Source organism: Polaromonas sp. P1_G1 (assembly GCF_056405595.1).
The window spans coordinates 1-17,018 of record NZ_JBFUBU010000049.1 but is presented as its reverse complement, the minus strand read 5'-3'; the positions used below and the strand labels follow the sequence as shown (position 1 = coordinate 17,018).

Sequence of the window (17,018 nt, the reverse complement as noted above, 5' to 3'; positions counted from 1 at the left end):
TCGGTGTCAGAGGCTAAGGCGGCGGTCAGCGCACGACGGGCAAACTGGCATCAGGCGATCTTGAATCGGGACACCGACTGGCGAAGCTCTTCAGCCATGCGGGAAAGATCGCGCACCTGCTGCGCCGTGGAACGGGTACCTTCTCCGGTTTGCTCCGTCACCGCGAAAATGTGCTGGATGTTGCCGGCCACCACGTTGGCCGAAGCGGCTTCGCGTGAGGCGGAGTTGGAAATCTGCTCAATCAGGTCGGCGAGGCGTCGTGACACCTGGTCAATCTCGGTCAGCGCGGTACCCGCGTTATCGGACAGTTTGGCCCCTTCCACCACACCCTGCGTGGAGCGTTCCATAGCGGCCACGGCATCCTGCGTGTCGGTCTGAATGGCTTTCACCAGGGCCGAAATCTGGCGCGTCGCATCCGCGGAACGTTCAGCCAGTCGCTGCACTTCTTCCGCAACTACCGAGAAGCCTCGTCCGGCTTCACCGGCTGACGCCGCCTGGATGGCCGCGTTCAGCGCCAGCACGTTGGTCTGTTCGGTAATGTCTGAGATCAGCTCGGTAATTTCACCAATCTCCTGGGACGATTCGCCCAGCCGCTTGATCCGTTTCGAGGTTTCCTGGATCTGGTCGCGGATGGAGTTCATACCGCCGATGGCGTTCTGCACGGCCTGCAGGCCGGATTCCGCGGCGGTCAGCGATTGGCGCGCCACCTGGGATGATTCCTGCGCCTGCGTGGACACCTCATTGATTCGGGACGCCATGTCGAGCACCGACTGGCCGGTTTCACGAATCTCGCGCAGCTGTTCGGTGGACGCCGCCAGCAGCTCGGTGGAGGTGCTTTCCACCTGGGCCGTCGTTTGCGCAACCCGGGTAGCCGTGTTCTGTACGTTACCCACCAGCTGGCGCAACTCTTCCACCGTGTAGTTCACCGAGTCGGCGATAGCGCCGGTAATGTCCTCGGTCACGGTCGCTTCCTGCGTCAGATCGCCTTCAGCCACTGTCTGCAACTCATTCATCAAACGCAAAATGGCGGCCTGGTTGGCGTCGTTGACGCGCTTGGCGTCCTGTTCCTGGCCCTTTGCTTCCTGGCGCTGGGTTTCCGCAACCGCCTGGCGCTGCTGGCTGTCCAGCACCTGCAGACGGGCCAGGCCGCCCGCGCAGAGCAGCGCAAGCGCGGCGGCGCCCGCCAGAATACCCAGCGAAACCACGCTCAGACCGGTTTGCGAGGACAGCTTGCCCTGCAGATCTTCCAGGCCGCGGCGAAGCGGCTCGCTGTCGGCAATGATGGAGGATTGCGCTTCGCGGGCGGACACCAGGCCCTGCAAGTTGCCCAGAATGGCGCCGGCCTGAACACGCGTCTGCTCATAGAGCGCCATCAGCGCCTCCAGGCGTTCACGGGTCTGCGGGTCCTTGGAGCCGGCCAGGCGCAGTTCGGGGCTGCCTTCCTGCAGGCCCTGGGCGATTTCCTTGAACGAGTTCAAGTCCTTGCCCAGCAGGAACACGGCCTCGGGGCTCACGCCTTCCATGGTCAGGAATTCGTTGGCGGATTTACCGATACGCTGGGTCAACATCACCAGCTGGCCGGACGCGGAAATTTCCGCCGGAGCCGCATTTTGCTGGAGCTTGAGCGAGGACACGGTTTCGGCGATTTCCAGCAAGTCTGAAGACTGGCGATTGATGGTGCGCAGGGCGTTACCCACCTGGGTCAGGATGTTCTGCTGGCCCATCACGGTTTTGGCGTTCTTTTCGGCGCGCTCCATGAAAGGGGTCACCTTTTCCACGTCGGGCTGCAGTTCCTCGCTCACCGGCGCCAGGCGCAGGCTGTCTTCGCCGGCCTTCAGGCCGCGCACGGTCTTGGCCAGCACGTCGGAGCTTTCGCGCACGTCGGGGAAAGCCTGGGCGCTGCCCACCAGCGCCTGCGACACCGATTTCGCCAGTCGCTGCGACTGCATCAGGGACTGGCCGGTCGCCGCCACCTGTTGAGCGATTTTGTCCGCCTGGTTCAGCGCAAGGAAGGTCACCGTACCCAGAACAATCACGAAAACAGCCAGGAAAAACACCAGAAACCGCTGGTGCTGACCCATGGTCTTGCGGCCCAGCATGGGCAGGTACAGGAGCTCGGGGTTGGCGACGGATGCCGATTCTTCTGCCGACGCGATGCGGCTGGACCCGAAGGCATCGTCATTGCCGTCCGCATGCCGCACTGCCGCGGTCTGGAGGGAGGCTTCATCCATGGCGCCGGTTGCCAGCGGGTCCGGCGTGCCGACGGAAGCCATGTCCATGCTGTCCTCGGGCTGGACGGACTTGGTTTTAAACAGCTTCTGGATATTTTCAATTACAGACATGGTGAGCCTTCCGGGGGGAAACAGTGTGCGCTATGCGCCTATCGTCAAAAAATGCGCTTGCTGGGCAAGCAACTGAAGGTTGATTTCCTGCCAGGTTGCACCGTTGAGGTCAACATACTGGTTGCCAAAGAAATCCGGCGCGTCGGGCGCTTTTTCGGAGAAATCGCTGAACGCGTCCTGGTTGCGCAGCCCGGAGAGCTTGTCGATCAGCAGCGCGCAGTTGACCTCCAGGGCGCTGTTGAGCGCCACGAGACGGGAGTCGGTCCGCGCGAGTTCATTTTTGGGAGGCGGCGCCTGGCCGCTCACGTAGCTGGCGAGGTCCACCACGCCAAACAGGCCGCCCCGCAGATTGGCAACCCCGGCGAACCAGTTTTGCGTGTACGGAACAKGCTGCGTGCTGACCCAGGGGAAAATTTCACCGGACTGGCTCAGCGGAAACAGGTACTTTTTCCCGCCCGCTTCCACGGCGAGCCAGGACGCGGCAACGCCTTGCGTACGCGCAATCTGCAACCTGTCGGCCAGCCGGGTTTGTAGTTCTCTAAGGGCTTGTCTATTCGCCATGCTTTGGTTTTACGCCGTAAATCAGCCGAGGGCCTTGATCTTGGCCATCAGCTCATCCGCATCCACCGGTTTGGTGATGTAGTCGCGGGCGCCCTGGCGCATGCCCCAGACCCGGTCAGTTTCCTGGTTCTTGCTGGTGCACATCATGATGGGGATATCGGAATACAGCGGGTCGCGCGTGATGGCACGCGTGAGCTGGAAGCCGTTCTGGCCCGGCATCACCACATCCATGAGGATCAGCTCGGGTTTGTCTTCTGCGAGGCGCCGGAACGCATCTTCAGCATTTTCAGCAGTTTTGACCGTGAAACCATTCTTGACCAGCAGATCGGTCAGAAACATCAATTCGGTTTTGGAGTCGTCAACTACCAGTATTTTCTTGATTGCCATCACACTACTCCTTGTTTGGCGCTGCCCAGTTCCTGAACGGTCTGCAGCAGCTGATCTTTGGTAAAAGGCTTGGTCAGGTAGTCTTGCGACCCCACCATGCGACCGCGCGCCTTGTCGAACACGCCGTCCTTGGAGGACAGCATCACAATGGGAACGTTAGAGAACTTCACATTGCGCTTGATAATCGCACAGGTTTGATAGCCGTCGAGGCGCGGCATCAAGATGTCGCAAAAAATCAGATGGGGCTCGTAGTCGTTGACCTTGGAAAGGGCGTCGAACCCATCCTCGGCCAGCAACACTTCATGCCCGCCCTGCTTCAGAAATATCTCGGCGCTACGCCGGATGGTATTGCTGTCATCGATGACCAAAACCTTCAGTCCGGAACTGGGAATGCTCACTGCCTATGCTCCTCATGTTGCAGGCGCCGGCGGTTGGCGCCGGTCTGCGATTGTCCAGGCTGGTAGCCGGGCACTTAGATCTGAACCATTTCAAAGTCTTCCTTGCGCGCCCCGCATTCGGGGCAGGTCCAGTTCATGGGCACTTGGGCCCATGGCGTCCCGGGTGCAATGCCATGTTCGGGCGCGCCGGCAGCTTCGTCATAAATCCAGCCACAAATTAAACACATCCACGTCGTTGATTGAGTCACAGCTTAAGTTGCCTTCGAATAGAATGCAACAATTGTATCGAGGCGGCGTTGCTTATTCGCGTACAAGGCAAAATCGCAGCCTATGGCAAACCCCAAAACACCTCAACTGGACAACCGACAGCTCCAAATCGAGGACACCGACGCATCACCGGCCTGCGTCATGACATTCAATGCCAACGACCCCAGCGGAGCCGGCGGGTTGACAGCGGATATCGCCTCCATCACCTCGGCCGGCGCCCACGCACTGGCGGTTGTAACAGGCGCCTATGTGCGCGACACCGCCGAGATCTTCGACCACTTCGCCTTCGATGAAGAAGCTGTAACAGACCAGGCCCGCTCCGCGCTCGAAGACATGCCGGTCTCAGCCATCAAGGTCGGCTTCGTCGGCAGTCCCGAAAACATTTCCACCATCGCCGAAATCGCCTCGGATTATGCCGATGTGCCGCTGATCGCCTACATGCCCAACCTTTCCTGGTGGGAAGAAAGCGAGATCGACAGCTACCTGGACGCCTTTCGCGAGCTCATGCTGCCACAAACCACGGTGTTGGTCGGCAACCACAGCAGCCTGTGGCGCTGGCTGCTTCCCGACTGGCCCGGCGAACGCAACCCCACCGCCCGCGACATCGCCAAAGCCGCCGCCGACCTGGGCGTGCCCTATACCCTGGTCACCGGCATCCCCATGCCCGAGCAGTTCATCGACAACGTGCTGGCCACGCCGCAGGCGGTGCTCTACAGCGAGCGGTTCGAGCGATTCGAGGCGGTTTTTGCCGGCGCCGGTGACACCCTGTCCGCCGCCCTTTGCGCCCTGCTGGCCAACGGCCACGACCTGCAGGCAGCCACCGCCGAAGCCCTGACCTTCCTGGACCACAGCCTGGACGCCGGCTTTCATCCCGGCATGGGCAACATCGTGCCGGACCGCCTGTTCTGGGCGCAGGCCGACGTCGACCCCGAAGATGAATCCGGGGAAGAAGCGGGCGATGCCAATGACGACGTCGAACTGACGTCCAAACCCTCTCTTGACCTGCCCCCCAATGGAACAACCAAACACTAAGCCGCCCACCGCTTCCCAGACCGCCTCCCGCAACGACGCCCTCTTTGAACGCGCCAAAAAACTGATCCCCGGCGGGGTCAATTCCCCGGTCCGGGCCTTCAAGGCCGTAGGCGGCACACCGCGCTTCGTGCAGCGCGCGCAAGGCGCTTATTTCTGGGATGCCGACGGCAAGCGCTACATCGACTACATCGGATCCTGGGGCCCCATGATCCTGGGCCACGGCCACCCGGCGGTGCTCGAGGCCGTGCAAAAAGCCGCGCTGGAGGGCTTTTCCTACGGCGCGCCCACAGAACGCGAGGTCGAGCTGGCCGAGGAAATCGTGCGGCTGGTGCCCTCGCTCGAAATGGTGCGGCTGGTGAGTTCCGGCACTGAAGCGGCCATGAGCGCCATCCGCCTGGCGCGCGGCGCCACCGGGCGCAGCAAGATCATCAAGTTCGAGGGCTGCTACCACGGCCATGCCGATGCCCTGCTGGTCAAGGCCGGCTCCGGCCTGGCCACCTTCGGCAACCCGACCAGCGCCGGCGTGCCGCCCGAAGTGGTGCAGCACACCCTGGTGCTCGAATACAACCACATCGCCCAACTCGAAGAAGCCTTTGCCCTGCACGGCAAGGACATCGCCTGCCTGATGATCGAACCCATCGCCGGCAACATGAATTTCGTGCGCGCCAGCCTGCCCTTCATGAAGCGCTGCCGCGAACTGTGCACTCAGCATGGCGCACTGCTGGTGTTCGACGAGGTCATGACCGGTTTTCGCGTGGCCCTGGGCGGCGCGCAAAGCGTTTATGCTCGCGGCATTCCCGGCTTCAAGCCCGACATGACGGTCATGGGCAAGGTCATTGGCGGCGGCATGCCGCTGGCGGCCTTTGGCGGCACCCGCGCCGTGATGGAACAACTCGCGCCCCTGGGCCCGGTCTACCAGGCCGGCACGCTCTCCGGCAACCCGGTCGCCACCGCCTGCGGCTTGGCCACCTTGCGTGAGATCTCCAAACCGGGTTTTTACGAAGCCCTGGGCGAACGCACGCGCAGCCTGGTCGCCGGCCTCACGAAGGCGGCCGCCAAGGCCGGTGTGCCGTTTTGCGGCGACAGTGAAGGCGGCATGTTCGGCTTTTTCCTGCTGGGGCAATTGCCGCAGAACTACGCGACGGTGATGACCACCGACGGGCCGTCGTTCAATCGCTTCTTCCATGAGATGTTGGAGAGTGGGGTTTATTACGCGCCTGCTTTGTATGAGGCCGGGTTTGTCAGCTCGGCTCACACTGCTGGGGATATTGAGGCTACTGTTGAGGCGGCAGCTCGGTTCTTTGCTGCGTCCTAGTTTGTTCTAGCGGTTGGGCTCTCTGCTGAGGGTTGCTGGCCGGGAGTCGCCCGGCATGCGACTCACTTTTTTTGCTTCGCCAAAAAAAGTAAGMAAAAAAAGGCGACCCTGGTTGCTGCGTCCCTTCGCTTCGCTACGGGCAACCTGCGGTGCTCGGTTCAGGCGGGGTCTCGCTAAACTCGCTTCGCTCAGACAACGCGATCCCTGATCCGCCTGAACCTGCGCTCCTCGGCGCATCCACAAGGGGTGGGGGAAGGAATACCAATACAGAAGAAACAAGGACTCGCCGTGGCGAGTCCTTGTTTGTCTTGGTTTGTTCTTTGTGTTTTGTCTCCGCTCCCGCTCCCGATTGCCCCGTCCTGGCTGGGCCGAGGAGCGCAGAGACAAGCGGATCAGGGCCGGCGTTGTCTGAGCCGAAGGCGAGTTTAGCCGGACCCCGCTTGGCTCGAGCACCGCAGGTTGCCCCGAAGCGAAGCGTAGGGGACCCAGACTGCGGGTCGCCTTTTCTTTGGTGACTTTCTTTTGGCGAAGCAAAAGAAAGTTACTTGCCGCCGGGCAACCCCCGGCCAACAAAACTCAGAAGAGGGCACGCCGCCGGAGCAAGTCCCGCCCTAGTGCCTGAAGTGCCGAACTCCAGTCAGCACCATCACCACTTCCCGCTCATCAGCAGCAGCAATCACCTCATCATCCCGCATACTCCCGCCAGGCTGAATCACGCAGGTCGCGCCGGCGTCCACCACCACATCGAGGCCGTCGCGGAAGGGGAAAAAGGCGTCGCTCGCAACCGCTGAGCCCTGCAGGGTCAAGCCGCCATTGGCGGCCTTGATGGAGGCGATGCGGGCCGAATCGATGCGACTCATCTGGCCGGCGCCCACGCCCAGCGTCATGCCGTCGGCGCAGAACACGATAGCGTTGGATTTGACGTATTTCGCGACCTTCCAGGCAAACAGCATGTCATGCAGCTGCTCCTGCGTGGGCTGCAGCTTGCTGACGACCTTGAGGTCGCCGATGGCCAGCTCGTGGTTGTCGGCGGTCTGCATCAGCAGGCCCGAACCTACGCGCTTGACGTCCATCAGGTTGCGGCCCTGCTTCCAGGCGGTGTCGCCGCCGGGCGGCAGGTCGATCTGCAGGATGCGCACATTGACCTTGCTCTTGAAGACTTCCAGCGCCTCGGGCGTGAAGGCCGGCGCCATCAGCACCTCGACAAACTGTTTTGAAATCTGCTGCGCGGCACGTTCGTCAAGCGGGCAGTTCAGGGCGATGATGCCTCCGAAGGCCGAGATCGGGTCGGTCTTGAAGGCCTTGCCGTAGGCCTCCAGGCCGTCCTTGCCGACAGCCACGCCACAGGGGTTGGCGTGCTTGACGATCACGCAGGCTGCGCCGTCCTTGATCAGGTCGAAGCTCTTGACGCATTCCCAGGCGGCGTCGGCGTCGGCAATATTGTTGTACGAGAGTTCCTTGCCCTGCAGCTGCTTGGCCGTCACCAGTGAGCCGGGGGCGGGGTACAGGTCGCGGTACAGCGCGGCCTGCTGGTGCGAGTTTTCGCCGTAGCGCAGGTCCTGCACCTTGACGAAGCGGCCGTTGGCCTGGCCGGGGAACATGCCGTGGCTGCCGTCGGCCTGGATGCCGGAGAGGTAATCGCTGATGGCGCCGTCGTACTGGCTGATGCGGTTGAACGCGGCCACCGACAGGGCGAATTTGGTCTTGTCGCTGAGCTTGCCGCCGGTCTTCAGTTCGTCGAGCACGCCCGCGTACTGCGAGGCGTCGGTCAGCACGCCGACGTCCTTCCAGTTCTTGGCGGCGGAGCGCACCATGGCCGGGCCGCCGATGTCGATGTTCTCGATCGCGTCTTCCAGCGTGCAGCCGGGCTTGGCGACGGTGGATTCAAACGGGTAGAGATTGACCACCAGCAGGTCTATGGTGTCTATGCCGTGGGTTTTGATTGCCGCCATGTGTTCAGGCACATCGCGCCGGGCCAGCAGGCCGCCGTGGATCTTGGGGTGCAGCGTCTTGACGCGGCCATCCAGCATTTCAGGAAAGCCGGTGTGGTCGGCGACTTCGGTCACCGGCAGGCCGGCGTCGGCCAGCAGCTTGGCCGTGCCGCCGGTGGACAGCAGCTTGATGCCCAGGGCGTGCAGCGCCTGCGCGAATTCGAGGATGCCGGTTTTGTCGGAAACGGAAATCAGTGCGTTCATGGTGGTGTTCTCAAAAGCCCACAAGGGAGCCGGTTCAAAAGTCCGATGGATGCCGGAAGGCCGGACGGGAAATTGTTATTTGATGAGCTTGTGCTCGACCAGCTTCTTGCGCAGGGTGTTGCGGTTCAGGCCCAGCCATTCGGCGGCGCGCGACTGGTTCTGCTCGGCATGTTGCATGACGACCTCCAGCAGCGGCTTTTCGACCACCTTGACCATCATGTCATACATGCCGTCGGGCTCGGTGCCGCGCAGGTCCTTGAAATAGCCTTCCAGGCTGGTGCGTACGCACTCTTCGATGTGTTTTTTGCTCATGCAGCAGCTTCTTCCTGATTTTCCTGATTTTTATCTTTGTTCGCCCGTGCCTGCCCCGGCACGCCCTCTTCGTTCTCTTCGCCGGCTTCAGCGGCACTGGCCGGAATCCGGTCCATGTGCTCGCCCAGCCCCTCAAAAAAACCACTGACCGCGCGCAGTTGCGCTTCGCAGTCTTCCAGCAAGTTCATGCGCGCGCGAAAGGCCTCGCCGCCGGGCAAGGTCTTCACATACCAGCCGATGTGCTTGCGCGCCGTGCGCACACCGGTGAACTCACCGTACAAGTCGTAATGGTCGCGCAAATGGTCGACCAGCAGGCGCTCGACTTCGGCCACCAGAGGCGGCGCAAGATGCGTGCCTGTGGCCAGAAAATGCGCCACTTCGCGGAAAATCCAGGGCCGGCCCTGGGCCGCGCGGCCAATCATCACGGCGTCGGCGCCGGTGTAAGCCAACACGTCGCGGGCTTTCTCGGGGCTGCTGATGTCGCCGTTGGCCACCACCGGAATGCGCAGGGCAGCCTTGACGGCGGCGATGGTGTCGTATTCGGCGGCGCCTTTGTAGCCCTGCTCGCGCGTGCGGCCGTGCACGGTGACCATCTGCACGCCGGCGCTTTCGGCGGCGCGCGCGATCGCCAGCGCGTTCTTTTCGGCTTGGCACCAGCCGGTGCGCATCTTGAGCGTGACGGGGACATTGCGCGGCGCGCACGCGGCGACCACGGCCTCCACGATCTGCAGCGCCAGGGTTTCGTCCTGCATCAGCGCCGAGCCGGCCCATTTGTTGCAGACCTTCTTGGCGGGGCAGCCCATGTTGATGTCGATGATCTGCGCGCCGCGGTCTATGTTGTAGGCCGCAGCCTCGGCCATCATCTGCGCGTCGGTGCCGGCGATCTGCACGGCGATGGGCGCGGCCTCGCCTTCATGGTTGGCGCGGCGCGAAGTCTTCAGGCTGTCCCACAGGTCCTTGCGCGAGGTCACCATCTCGCTGACGGCGTATCCCGCACCCAGCTTTTTGCTGAGCTGGCGAAACGGCCGGTCGGTCACGCCGGCCATGGGCGCGACAAACAGGTTGTTTGCCAGAGCGTAGGGGCCGATGTTCATGGGAAGGGTGGCTGGGGCTTGCTGAAAAAGGAGGCACGATTGTACCTGCCCAAAATTTCAGCAATTGAAATCCGCACACGGACTTGTAAGCATCTTGCTGACAAGTCCGGCCGCCCGTCCTGCCTATACTCGAATGCATATATGGAAGCCTGGATTCACCGCCTGATAGAACTTTTGGCCTTGCCCGAATACGGCCTGAGCACGGTGTTCCTGGTGTCTTTCATTTCGGCCACCTTGCTACCGCTGGGGTCTGAGCCCGTGGTCTTCGGCTTGGTCAAACTCAACCCTGCGATGTTCTGGCCGGCCGTGCTGGTCGCCACCGCGGGCAACACGCTGGGTGGCGCGCTCGACTGGTGGATGGGCTATGGCGCCCACAAGGTGGTGGATAAATACCAGCATTCTTCACACCACGGCCGCGCTGTGCGCTGGCTGGAAAAGCTGGGGCCCAAGGCCTGCTTGCTGGCCTGGCTGCCGGTGGTGGGCGACCCGCTGTGCGCGGTGGCTGGCTGGCTCAAGTTCCCGTTCTGGCCCTGCCTGGCCTACATGGCGGTCGGCAAATTCGCGCGCTACTTTTTGATGACGGGCAGCCTGATCTGGGCATTTCCCGGCGTCGTGACCGGCTAGAAAACCAGAAGGATCAGAAGCGTTCGTGCGGCAGCAGGTAACGCCACTGGCCGGGCTGCAACTGGCTCATCGCGACGCGGCCTATGCGCAACCGCTTCATGCCCTCGACCTTCAGGCCCACGCTCTCGCACATGTAGGCGATCTGCCCCGGCACCTCGCCCTTGAGGGCAAAACGCAAACGCGTTTCGCTTTGCCAGCTGACCTTGGCCGGCGGCAGCAGCATGCCGTTGTGAGTGAAACCGTGGTCCACGCGGTTGAGCCGATCCAGGCCGCCGGGCTTGATGTCGCCGCTGACGTCGACGACGACCTCATGCTCCATCACACGCGCATCTTCGCGCAGCTTGCGCGTCACGCGCCAGTCCTGTGTCAGCACCACCAGCCCGCTGGCCGGCGTGGCCAGCGGCGTCACCAGCTCCACGGACGAAAAATGTTTTTTGAGCGGACGGATGCCTGAACTGTCGCCGGGTGAGCGCGTGGCAGCCGACAGCAAAGGGGCCAGGGAGGCCGCCCCGCCGTCCGGTCCGGCCTCATAACCTGCGGGCTTGTGCAGCAGCAAGGTCACCGGCACCAGCGCCAGCAGGCTGGCATCCTTGTCGACGGTGATGGCCTGGTTGAGCACGCGGAACTGCGGCTCTTCAATCACCACGCCGTCGACGCTGACCCAGCCGCCTTCGATGTATTGCTCGGCCTCGCGGCGTGAGCAGGCCAGCATTTCGGCCAGGCGCTTGGCGAGGCGAACGGGTTCTGTCATCGCGGCGGGCCGGCGTTAAGGAGCGATCAGCCTTGCGCCGCCACCACGCCGATTTCCACGTGGTACTTGGCAGCCGCCAGGCGCGGGCTCATGACCGTGGCGCGCGCCGGCGTGGCGCCGGGCACCACCCAGGCTTCCCAGGCGCGGTTCATGTCGGCGAAGCTGTCCATGTCGGTCAGCCAGATGGTGGCGCTCAGCAAGCGCGACTTGTCGCTTCCGGCGGCGGCCAGCAAACGGTCGATGTTGGCCAGGATGCTGCGGGTCTCTTCGTACACGCCGGCGCCGGCGTCATCGCCGGCCACCTGGCCTGCGAGGTAAACGGTTTTGTTGTGGATGACGGCCTGGGACATGCGTGGGCCGGTTTCGATGCGCTGGATGGACATGGTGTTCTCTTTCAAAACGTGTGTGTTAACGGGGACGAGATCTCAAACAGCCGCAGCCCAGGATGCGCGGGCCTGGCCCGGGAGGCCCGGGCCGAACCAGGGTGCGCCGTAACTCAGCTGCTGAACAGGAARTTCATCACATCGCCATCCTTGACGACGTATTCCTTGCCTTCGCTGCGCATCTTGCCGGCATCCTTGGCGCCCTGCTCGCCCTTGTAGCTGATGTAGTCGGCAAAGGCGATGGTCTGGGCGCGGATGTAGCCTTTTTCGAAATCGGTGTGGATCACGCCTGCCGCCTGCGGGCCGGTGTCGCCGACGTGGATGGTCCAGGCGCGCACTTCCTTGACGCCCGCGGTGAAATAGGTCTGCAAGCCCAGCAGCTTGTAGGCCGCCAGGATCAGGCGGTTGAGGCCCGGCTCGTCCTGGCCGATCTCGGCGAGGAACATCTTCTTGTCTTCCTCTTCCATGTCGGCCATTTCGGCCTCCATCTTGGCGCAGATCGCGACCACCGGCGCCTTCTGGGCGTCGGCGTAGGCTTTCAGGCGGTCCAGCAGCGGGTTGTTGTCGAAGCCGTCTTCSGMCACGTTGGCCACGAACATSGCGGGCTTGGCGGTGATCAGGAAAAACTGCGTCAGCAGCGGCAGCTCTTCCTTGCTGAACTCCAGGGTGCGCACCGGCTTGCCCTCGTTGAGGGCGGCCTGGCATTTCTCGAGAATGACGACCAGCTTGGCCGATTCCTTGTCGCCCGAGCGCGCCGTCTTGGTCACGCGGTGCAGGGCTTTTTCGACGGCGGCCAGGTCGGCCAGGCAAAGTTCGGTCTGGATGACCTCGATGTCGGAGATCGGATCCACCTTGCCGGCGACGTGGATCACGTTGTCGTCTTCAAAACAACGCACCACGTTGATCGTGGCGTCGGTTTCACGGATGTGAGCGAGGAATTTGTTGCCCAGGCCTTCGCCCGTGCTGGCGCCCGCCACCAGGCCGGCGATGTCCACAAACTCGACGATGGCCGGAACAATGCGTTCGGGCTTGACGATCTCCGCCAATTGGGCCAACCTCGGATCGGGCACTTCCACGATGCCGACATTCGGCTCAATCGTGCAAAAGGGGTAGTTTTCAGCCGCGATCCCCGCTTTGGTCAGCGCATTAAAAAGGGTGGATTTTCCGACGTTAGGCAAGCCTACAATGCCGCACTTCAAACTCATGAGAAACCTTCAAAAACAGGCTGAGAAGTGTATTCGATGCGCGCCCGGCCGGGGTTGGGAGACTTTGCGGCAGGCATTCGCCACCCTTTTGCTGGGCGGGTCTTTGCTATTGCAGGCCGGGCCGGCGCAGGCCCAGCCGGTGCTGGCGCTGGACGATGCGAATCCCGTCACGGACGCGCGCGCCGACGCCCACAGCTGGATAGACACCGAGGGCCAGGCCGGCATTGAGCAGGTGGCGGCCGCCAAGGGCGGCCCGGCCTTCGCACCCGCCGCGGCCGACACCATTTATTCGCTGGGCCCGCGCGCGGCGCTGTGGCTGCACTACCGCGTCGCCAAATCATCGGGCTCGCGCCAGGACTGGCTGCTGGCGTTTCCCCTGCCCCTGTTGGACCTGGCGACGGTGTATCAGCGCACGGCCGCAGGCGCCTGGACTTCCCAGACTGCCGGGGACACCGTGGCGGTTTCCAGCTGGCCCGAGCCCGGCCGCTACGGGCAGTTCGAACTCAAGCTGCCGGACAACGGCGTGCACGACGTCTACGTGCGCATCCAGCACCAGACAGAAGTCAGCATTCCGGTGCGGATCAGCACCCGCAACTACCAGGCGCAACGCCTGCAACTGGAATACCTGGCCATCGGCGTGGTGTTCGGCGCGCTGGTGCTGCTGATCATTGCCTGCGTCGTCCAGAGCTGGGTCTACCGCGACCGGGCCTACGGCTGGTATTCCGTATACGCGGTCATCATGGCCCTCGTCGTGGCGGCATGGACGGGCGTGGCAGGGCATTTTCTCTGGGGCGGTTTCAGCACCTGGAACAACATGGCCCAGGGCTTCCTGGCCATTCTGGGCGGCGGCTCGGCGCTGCTGGTTGTGCATCACCTCTGCGGTACCGGTTCACGCCACAAGTGGTTTGAGCGGCTCGCCTACCGGACCGGCATGGCCGGGGTGCCGCTGGCGATGGCTTACCTTTTTATGGAGCGCGGCCTGGGCGTGGCCCTTCTCGGCGCTTACCTGGTTGTCGTTGTCGCGCTGGGAACCAGCCGGGCCTACATGACGTGGCGGCGCCAGGACGTCGTGGGCTTCTGGGTACTGGCGGCTTTCTCTCCGCTGGGGCTGGTCACGCTCCTCATCGTCACCAGCATCCTCGGCCTTTTTTCCATATCGTGGCTGTATCACTACGGCCTGATGGCGGCGCTGACCATCGAGGTGCCGCTGCTGCTGGTCGCGCTGAACACGCGTTCACACGAGCGCCACGCGGTGGAAGCGCGCGAGCAGGCCATGTCCAGCCAGGACGCCCTCACCGGCCTTCTCGCCGCGCACCTTTTCCACGACCGCTTCAAGCAGGTTGTGGGCCGGGCGCAGCGCCACAAGGAGCCCGCCGCCGTGGTGTACATCGAACTGGTCAACTACCGCTACATCAAGAAAACCTGGGGCACGGCAGTGGCCGAGCAAAGCCTGCTGCGAAGCGTCATCAAGCTGCGCCGGCTGCTGCGCGATGTCAACACCGTGGGGCGTATCGATGAAGCGCGTTTTGGCCTGATTCTTGAAGGTGTTTCGTCACGCGCACCCGTCACCGACCTGTCGGCGCGCCTGATCGCGGCCGGGCTCATGCCGCTCAAGGGCCTCAAACCGGAGGTAGTTCTGCAATTCCATGTCGCGGGCGTGGTGCTGAGCGAGCGCCTTGGCAGCCACGAAGAAATTTCCACGGCCCTGGCCGACCTGCTGCACAGCATGGCGGCGCGCACACGCCGGCCCATCCGCTTTCTCGAGCCGGAGTTGACCCACCCCATGCCCCTGGACACGGAATCAACGCTGGACAGCCTCTCCAGCGGCCCGCAGGCGCCACAGGCACTCCATGCGCCGGTGCAGGCGCACGCCCCGCCGCCGCTGCGGGCAGTCAAAAGTCATTCAAACCGGTAGTTGGCGCTGACGGCCTGGCCCACCTTGAGCTGGTGGTCCACGCCGGCCAGCACGATGGCGTTCATGCCGAAGGTCAGCGCGCCGTTGACGCGCGGGTCCTGCCGGTAGGTCTGCAGCATGTCGTTCACCTCAGGGCTGCTGGTCGCGGTGGCCGGGTCGATATTGGGAATCGGGCAGCGCGGGCAGGGTTTGACCGGCTTGAGCTGCGCGGGGCCCTGCTCCGTCGTGATCTGCAGCAGGTCGACGCGGTCCTCGTCATGCGGCGCCAGGCCTTCGGCTCCCGGCGCGTCGCCCAGCACGAGGTTGGGGCGAAAACGCTCCATGCCCACCGGCGCCACACCCGCGGCCGCCAGTTTTTCATTGAATTGCGCCAGCGAGGCTTCGCTGAGCACCAGCAGCGAATAACCGTCGCTGAACTGGTTGAGCGCTTCCAGGCCGCCGGTCCACTCGGTGTTGCAGACGCGCTTGTGCTCGGGATCGAAGCGCACCAGGCGCGCCGTCTGCCCCAGGAAATCGGTGAACCACTGGGCGGCGATGGGGCCCATGTCGTAGGCCTGGACTTCATCCTTCCAGACCCTCACGCGCACCGGCTCCTCCACCTGGTCCAGGGCAATGTGCAAGGCCAGCATGCCGGGGGCGCGCAGGATCATGTCGTGGTGCCTGAGCTGCGGCTTGATCAGCGCCATGCGCGGCAATTCGCGCTGCGTGAGAAAGCTCCCCTGGTCGTCCACAACCATCCAGGCGCGGTCGAATTCCAGCCCCGTCTCGGTCAGCAGGACATCCTGCACCTGCACGCCGGCGCAGGATTTGACCGGATACACATACAGGCGCGAGATCACCGCGTTGAGGTCGAAAGCGGTGCCGGCCGTTTCGGCGGCTGCGGGGATGTCGTTCAATGCGTGGCTCACGTCGTCAAATCCTTGTGAATGCGGGAAAGCGCGGGAAAACATGGAAAAAGGGCCGGCCCGAAACGCCGATTTTGCACTGCCTTCTAGAATGAGGCATGTCCAAGACCTTTGATGTCTGTATTCGCGGCGACGGCGTGGTGGGCCGCACGCTGGCTCTGCTGCTGGCGCGCGAACGCCTGCGCGTGGCGCTGGTCACCCGCCCCGAAAAAGCCGCGGGCGCGCAAGCCGCCGATGTACGCGCTTACGCGCTGAACAGCGCCTCGCGCGGCGTGCTGGAGGCCCTGCGCGCCTGGCCCGAGCCGGCCTTCGCCACACCCGTGCTAGAAATGCAGGTCTGGGGCGACGACGGCGGGAAACTCGATTTCACCGCCCACAGCGTGGGCCAGGAGGCCCTGGCCTGGATCGTTGACGTCCCCGCGCTGGAGCAGCAGCTGGCCCAGGCGGTGCGCTACCAGCCGCAGATTGAAACCGTGACCGAGCCAGCCAAGGCCGCGCTCCAGGTGATCTGCGAAGGCCGGGCAAGCGCCAGCCGCGACGAGCTAGGGCAGCAGCGACCTGTCAATTGGACGGTCAAGCCCTATCCGCAGAAAGCCATTGCCGCCCGCCTGGAATTGGAAAATCCCCACGGCGGCGTGGCGCGCCAGTGGTTTGCGGGCGGCGATATCCTGGCGCTCCTGCCTTTATCCGGCGCCCAGGGGAACTTGGCGGCGCTGGTATGGTCAGTCTCTGTGGAACGCGCCGGCGCGCTGGAAAAATTGCCGCCTGAAGAGTTCTGCAAGGCCCTGCAAGCCGTGTGCGGCCCCGAAACCGGCGGCCTGCGGCTGACCAGCGAGCGGGCAAGCTGGCCGCTGGCCCTGTCCAGCGCCGGCCATTGGGTGGGCCCGGGCTGGGCCCTGGCAGGCGATGCGGCGCACACGGTGCACCCGCTGGCGGGCCAGGGCCTGAACCTGGGCCTGGCCGATGCGGCCTGCCTGGCAGGCGTGCTGGCGCAGCGCGAGTATTGGCGCGGGCTGGGCGACGAAAAACTGTTGCGCCGCTACGAAAGAGCCCGCAGGGCCGACGTGGCGGCCATGGGCGCGGTGACCGACGGCTTGCACGGGTTGTTCGCGCAAACCGACGGGCGCTGGCAGGCTTTGCGCAATTGGGGTATGAAGGGCTTTGAACGCAGCGGTTTCCTGAAAAACTGGCTGACGCGGCAAGCCGCGGGTTTGTGAATGATTGAGTTTGTGAAATGGGCCGGCCGAAAAATGCCGAAACACCGGGAATAACCATGAGATTTCTGAAAGCTGTCACCGTCCTGGGCCTGCTGGCCTGCAGCCTGGGTTCTTC

Annotated in this window: 17 protein-coding genes; 5 read left to right on the top strand and 12 right to left on the bottom strand. The window is 63.5% G+C overall.

The genetic code is table 11. The annotated features are described in order from the left end of the window. Positions 1 to 50: 50 nt before the first annotated feature. The 5 genes from AC1D1Y_RS21435 to AC1D1Y_RS21415 all read right to left on the bottom strand — a co-directional run bounded on the left by AC1D1Y_RS21435 (position 51) and on the right by AC1D1Y_RS21415 (position 3,936). Positions 51 to 2,342 carry a methyl-accepting chemotaxis protein gene (locus tag AC1D1Y_RS21435; protein ID WP_477684124.1) on the bottom strand — a complete coding sequence of 764 codons (2,292 nt, stop codon included), beginning with the start codon at positions 2,340 to 2,342 and terminating at the stop codon, positions 51 to 53. A 30-nt stretch (positions 2,343 to 2,372) separates the two neighbouring features. After that, positions 2,373 to 2,903, bottom strand: a complete 531-nt coding sequence (locus tag AC1D1Y_RS21430; protein WP_477684123.1) for a chemotaxis protein CheW — start codon at positions 2,901 to 2,903, stop codon at positions 2,373 to 2,375. 21 nt (positions 2,904 to 2,924) lie between these two features. Next, positions 2,925 to 3,290 carry a response regulator transcription factor gene (locus tag AC1D1Y_RS21425; RefSeq protein WP_007864987.1) on the bottom strand — a complete coding sequence of 122 codons (366 nt, stop codon included), beginning with the start codon at positions 3,288 to 3,290 and terminating at the stop codon, positions 2,925 to 2,927. Further along, a complete protein-coding gene (locus AC1D1Y_RS21420) occupies positions 3,290 to 3,688 on the bottom strand; it encodes a response regulator (protein WP_007864980.1) in 399 nt (132 codons plus the stop codon). The genes AC1D1Y_RS21425 and AC1D1Y_RS21420 overlap by 1 nt, the downstream gene beginning before the upstream one ends. Before the next feature lie 74 nt (positions 3,689 to 3,762). Continuing rightward, the gene (locus tag AC1D1Y_RS21415) at positions 3,763 to 3,936 is read right to left on the bottom strand and encodes a rubredoxin (protein WP_074576308.1); all 174 of its coding nucleotides are present in this window, start codon (positions 3,934 to 3,936) and stop codon (positions 3,763 to 3,765) included. 82 nt (positions 3,937 to 4,018) lie between these two features. Here AC1D1Y_RS21415 and thiD point away from each other — a divergent pair, with 82 nt between their 5' ends. Continuing rightward, a complete protein-coding gene (thiD, locus tag AC1D1Y_RS21410; RefSeq protein WP_477684122.1) occupies positions 4,019 to 4,987 on the top strand; it encodes a bifunctional hydroxymethylpyrimidine kinase/phosphomethylpyrimidine kinase in 969 nt (322 codons plus the stop codon). Then, positions 4,968 to 6,302 carry a glutamate-1-semialdehyde 2,1-aminomutase gene (gene hemL, locus AC1D1Y_RS21405; protein ID WP_477684121.1) on the top strand — a complete coding sequence of 445 codons (1,335 nt, stop codon included), beginning with the start codon at positions 4,968 to 4,970 and terminating at the stop codon, positions 6,300 to 6,302. The genes thiD and hemL overlap by 20 nt, the downstream gene beginning before the upstream one ends. Before the next feature lie 611 nt (positions 6,303 to 6,913). Here the strand turns inward: hemL and purH are convergent. From purH to dusB, 3 genes are all read right to left on the bottom strand, one after another. After that, positions 6,914 to 8,497 (bottom strand): bifunctional phosphoribosylaminoimidazolecarboxamide formyltransferase/IMP cyclohydrolase, encoded by a 1,584-nt coding sequence (gene purH, locus AC1D1Y_RS21400; protein WP_477684120.1) that lies wholly within the window; start codon positions 8,495 to 8,497, stop codon positions 6,914 to 6,916. Positions 8,498 to 8,572: 75 nt separating this feature from the next. Then, a complete protein-coding gene (locus AC1D1Y_RS21395) occupies positions 8,573 to 8,809 on the bottom strand; it encodes a Fis family transcriptional regulator (RefSeq protein WP_007864972.1) in 237 nt (78 codons plus the stop codon). Next, positions 8,806 to 9,903: a tRNA dihydrouridine synthase DusB gene (dusB, locus tag AC1D1Y_RS21390; RefSeq protein WP_477684119.1), complete on the bottom strand. Its 1,098-nt coding sequence runs from the start codon at positions 9,901 to 9,903 to the stop codon at positions 8,806 to 8,808. The genes AC1D1Y_RS21395 and dusB overlap by 4 nt, the downstream gene beginning before the upstream one ends. 141 nt (positions 9,904 to 10,044) lie before the next feature. Between dusB and AC1D1Y_RS21385 the strand changes: the two genes are divergently transcribed. After that, positions 10,045 to 10,527, top strand: coding sequence for a YqaA family protein (locus AC1D1Y_RS21385; protein WP_477653031.1), 483 nt, complete (start codon positions 10,045 to 10,047; stop codon positions 10,525 to 10,527). A gap of 13 nt (positions 10,528 to 10,540) precedes the next feature. Here AC1D1Y_RS21385 and AC1D1Y_RS21380 read toward each other — a convergent pair whose 3' ends face one another. The 3 genes from AC1D1Y_RS21380 to ychF form a co-directional block, all read right to left on the bottom strand. Continuing rightward, positions 10,541 to 11,278 (bottom strand): rRNA pseudouridine synthase, encoded by a 738-nt coding sequence (locus AC1D1Y_RS21380; RefSeq protein ID WP_477684118.1) that lies wholly within the window; start codon positions 11,276 to 11,278, stop codon positions 10,541 to 10,543. A gap of 26 nt (positions 11,279 to 11,304) precedes the next feature. Continuing rightward, positions 11,305 to 11,661: a RidA family protein gene (locus AC1D1Y_RS21375; protein ID WP_436156472.1), complete on the bottom strand. Its 357-nt coding sequence runs from the start codon at positions 11,659 to 11,661 to the stop codon at positions 11,305 to 11,307. A 113-nt stretch (positions 11,662 to 11,774) separates the two neighbouring features. Then, positions 11,775 to 12,866 carry a redox-regulated ATPase YchF gene (gene ychF / locus AC1D1Y_RS21370; RefSeq protein WP_477684117.1) on the bottom strand — a complete coding sequence of 364 codons (1,092 nt, stop codon included), beginning with the start codon at positions 12,864 to 12,866 and terminating at the stop codon, positions 11,775 to 11,777. A gap of 64 nt (positions 12,867 to 12,930) precedes the next feature. Between ychF and AC1D1Y_RS21365 the strand changes: the two genes are divergently transcribed. Further along, positions 12,931 to 14,781 (top strand): sensor domain-containing diguanylate cyclase, encoded by a 1,851-nt coding sequence (locus tag AC1D1Y_RS21365; RefSeq protein WP_477684116.1) that lies wholly within the window; start codon positions 12,931 to 12,933, stop codon positions 14,779 to 14,781. Here the strand turns inward: AC1D1Y_RS21365 and AC1D1Y_RS21360 are convergent. Next, a complete protein-coding gene (locus tag AC1D1Y_RS21360) occupies positions 14,766 to 15,689 on the bottom strand; it encodes an MOSC domain-containing protein (RefSeq protein WP_477684115.1) in 924 nt (307 codons plus the stop codon). The genes AC1D1Y_RS21365 and AC1D1Y_RS21360 overlap by 16 nt on opposite strands. A gap of 95 nt (positions 15,690 to 15,784) precedes the next feature. On the opposite strand from AC1D1Y_RS21360, the gene AC1D1Y_RS21355 reads away from it, so the two are divergent. Further along, on the top strand, positions 15,785 to 16,903 hold the full coding sequence (locus AC1D1Y_RS21355) for an FAD-dependent monooxygenase (RefSeq protein ID WP_477684114.1): 1,119 nt from the start codon (positions 15,785 to 15,787) through the stop codon (positions 16,901 to 16,903). Positions 16,904 to 17,018: the final 115 nt, after the last annotated feature.

Excerpts from the sequence above, each read along its gene's own strand:
- AC1D1Y_RS21425 (WP_007864987.1), bottom strand. The coding sequence starts at position 3,290 with ATGGCAATCAAGAAAATACTGGTAGTTGACGACTCCAAAACCGAATTG.
- AC1D1Y_RS21355 (WP_477684114.1), top strand. The coding sequence starts at position 15,785 with ATGTCCAAGACCTTTGATGTCTGTATTCGCGGCGACGGCGTGGTGGGC.
- AC1D1Y_RS21380 (WP_477684118.1), bottom strand. The coding sequence starts at position 11,278 with ATGACAGAACCCGTTCGCCTCGCCAAGCGCCTGGCCGAAATGCTGGCC.
- purH (WP_477684120.1), bottom strand. The coding sequence starts at position 8,497 with ATGAACGCACTGATTTCCGTTTCCGACAAAACCGGCATCCTCGAATTC.
- AC1D1Y_RS21435 (WP_477684124.1), bottom strand. The coding sequence starts at position 2,342 with ATGTCTGTAATTGAAAATATCCAGAAGCTGTTTAAAACCAAGTCCGTC.
- AC1D1Y_RS21375 (WP_436156472.1), bottom strand. The coding sequence starts at position 11,661 with ATGTCCATCCAGCGCATCGAAACCGGCCCACGCATGTCCCAGGCCGTC.
- hemL (WP_477684121.1), top strand. The coding sequence starts at position 4,968 with ATGGAACAACCAAACACTAAGCCGCCCACCGCTTCCCAGACCGCCTCC.
- AC1D1Y_RS21395 (WP_007864972.1), bottom strand. The coding sequence starts at position 8,809 with ATGAGCAAAAAACACATCGAAGAGTGCGTACGCACCAGCCTGGAAGGC.
- dusB (WP_477684119.1), bottom strand. The coding sequence starts at position 9,903 with ATGAACATCGGCCCCTACGCTCTGGCAAACAACCTGTTTGTCGCGCCC.
- AC1D1Y_RS21385 (WP_477653031.1), top strand. The coding sequence starts at position 10,045 with ATGGAAGCCTGGATTCACCGCCTGATAGAACTTTTGGCCTTGCCCGAA.
- thiD (WP_477684122.1), top strand. The coding sequence starts at position 4,019 with ATGGCAAACCCCAAAACACCTCAACTGGACAACCGACAGCTCCAAATC.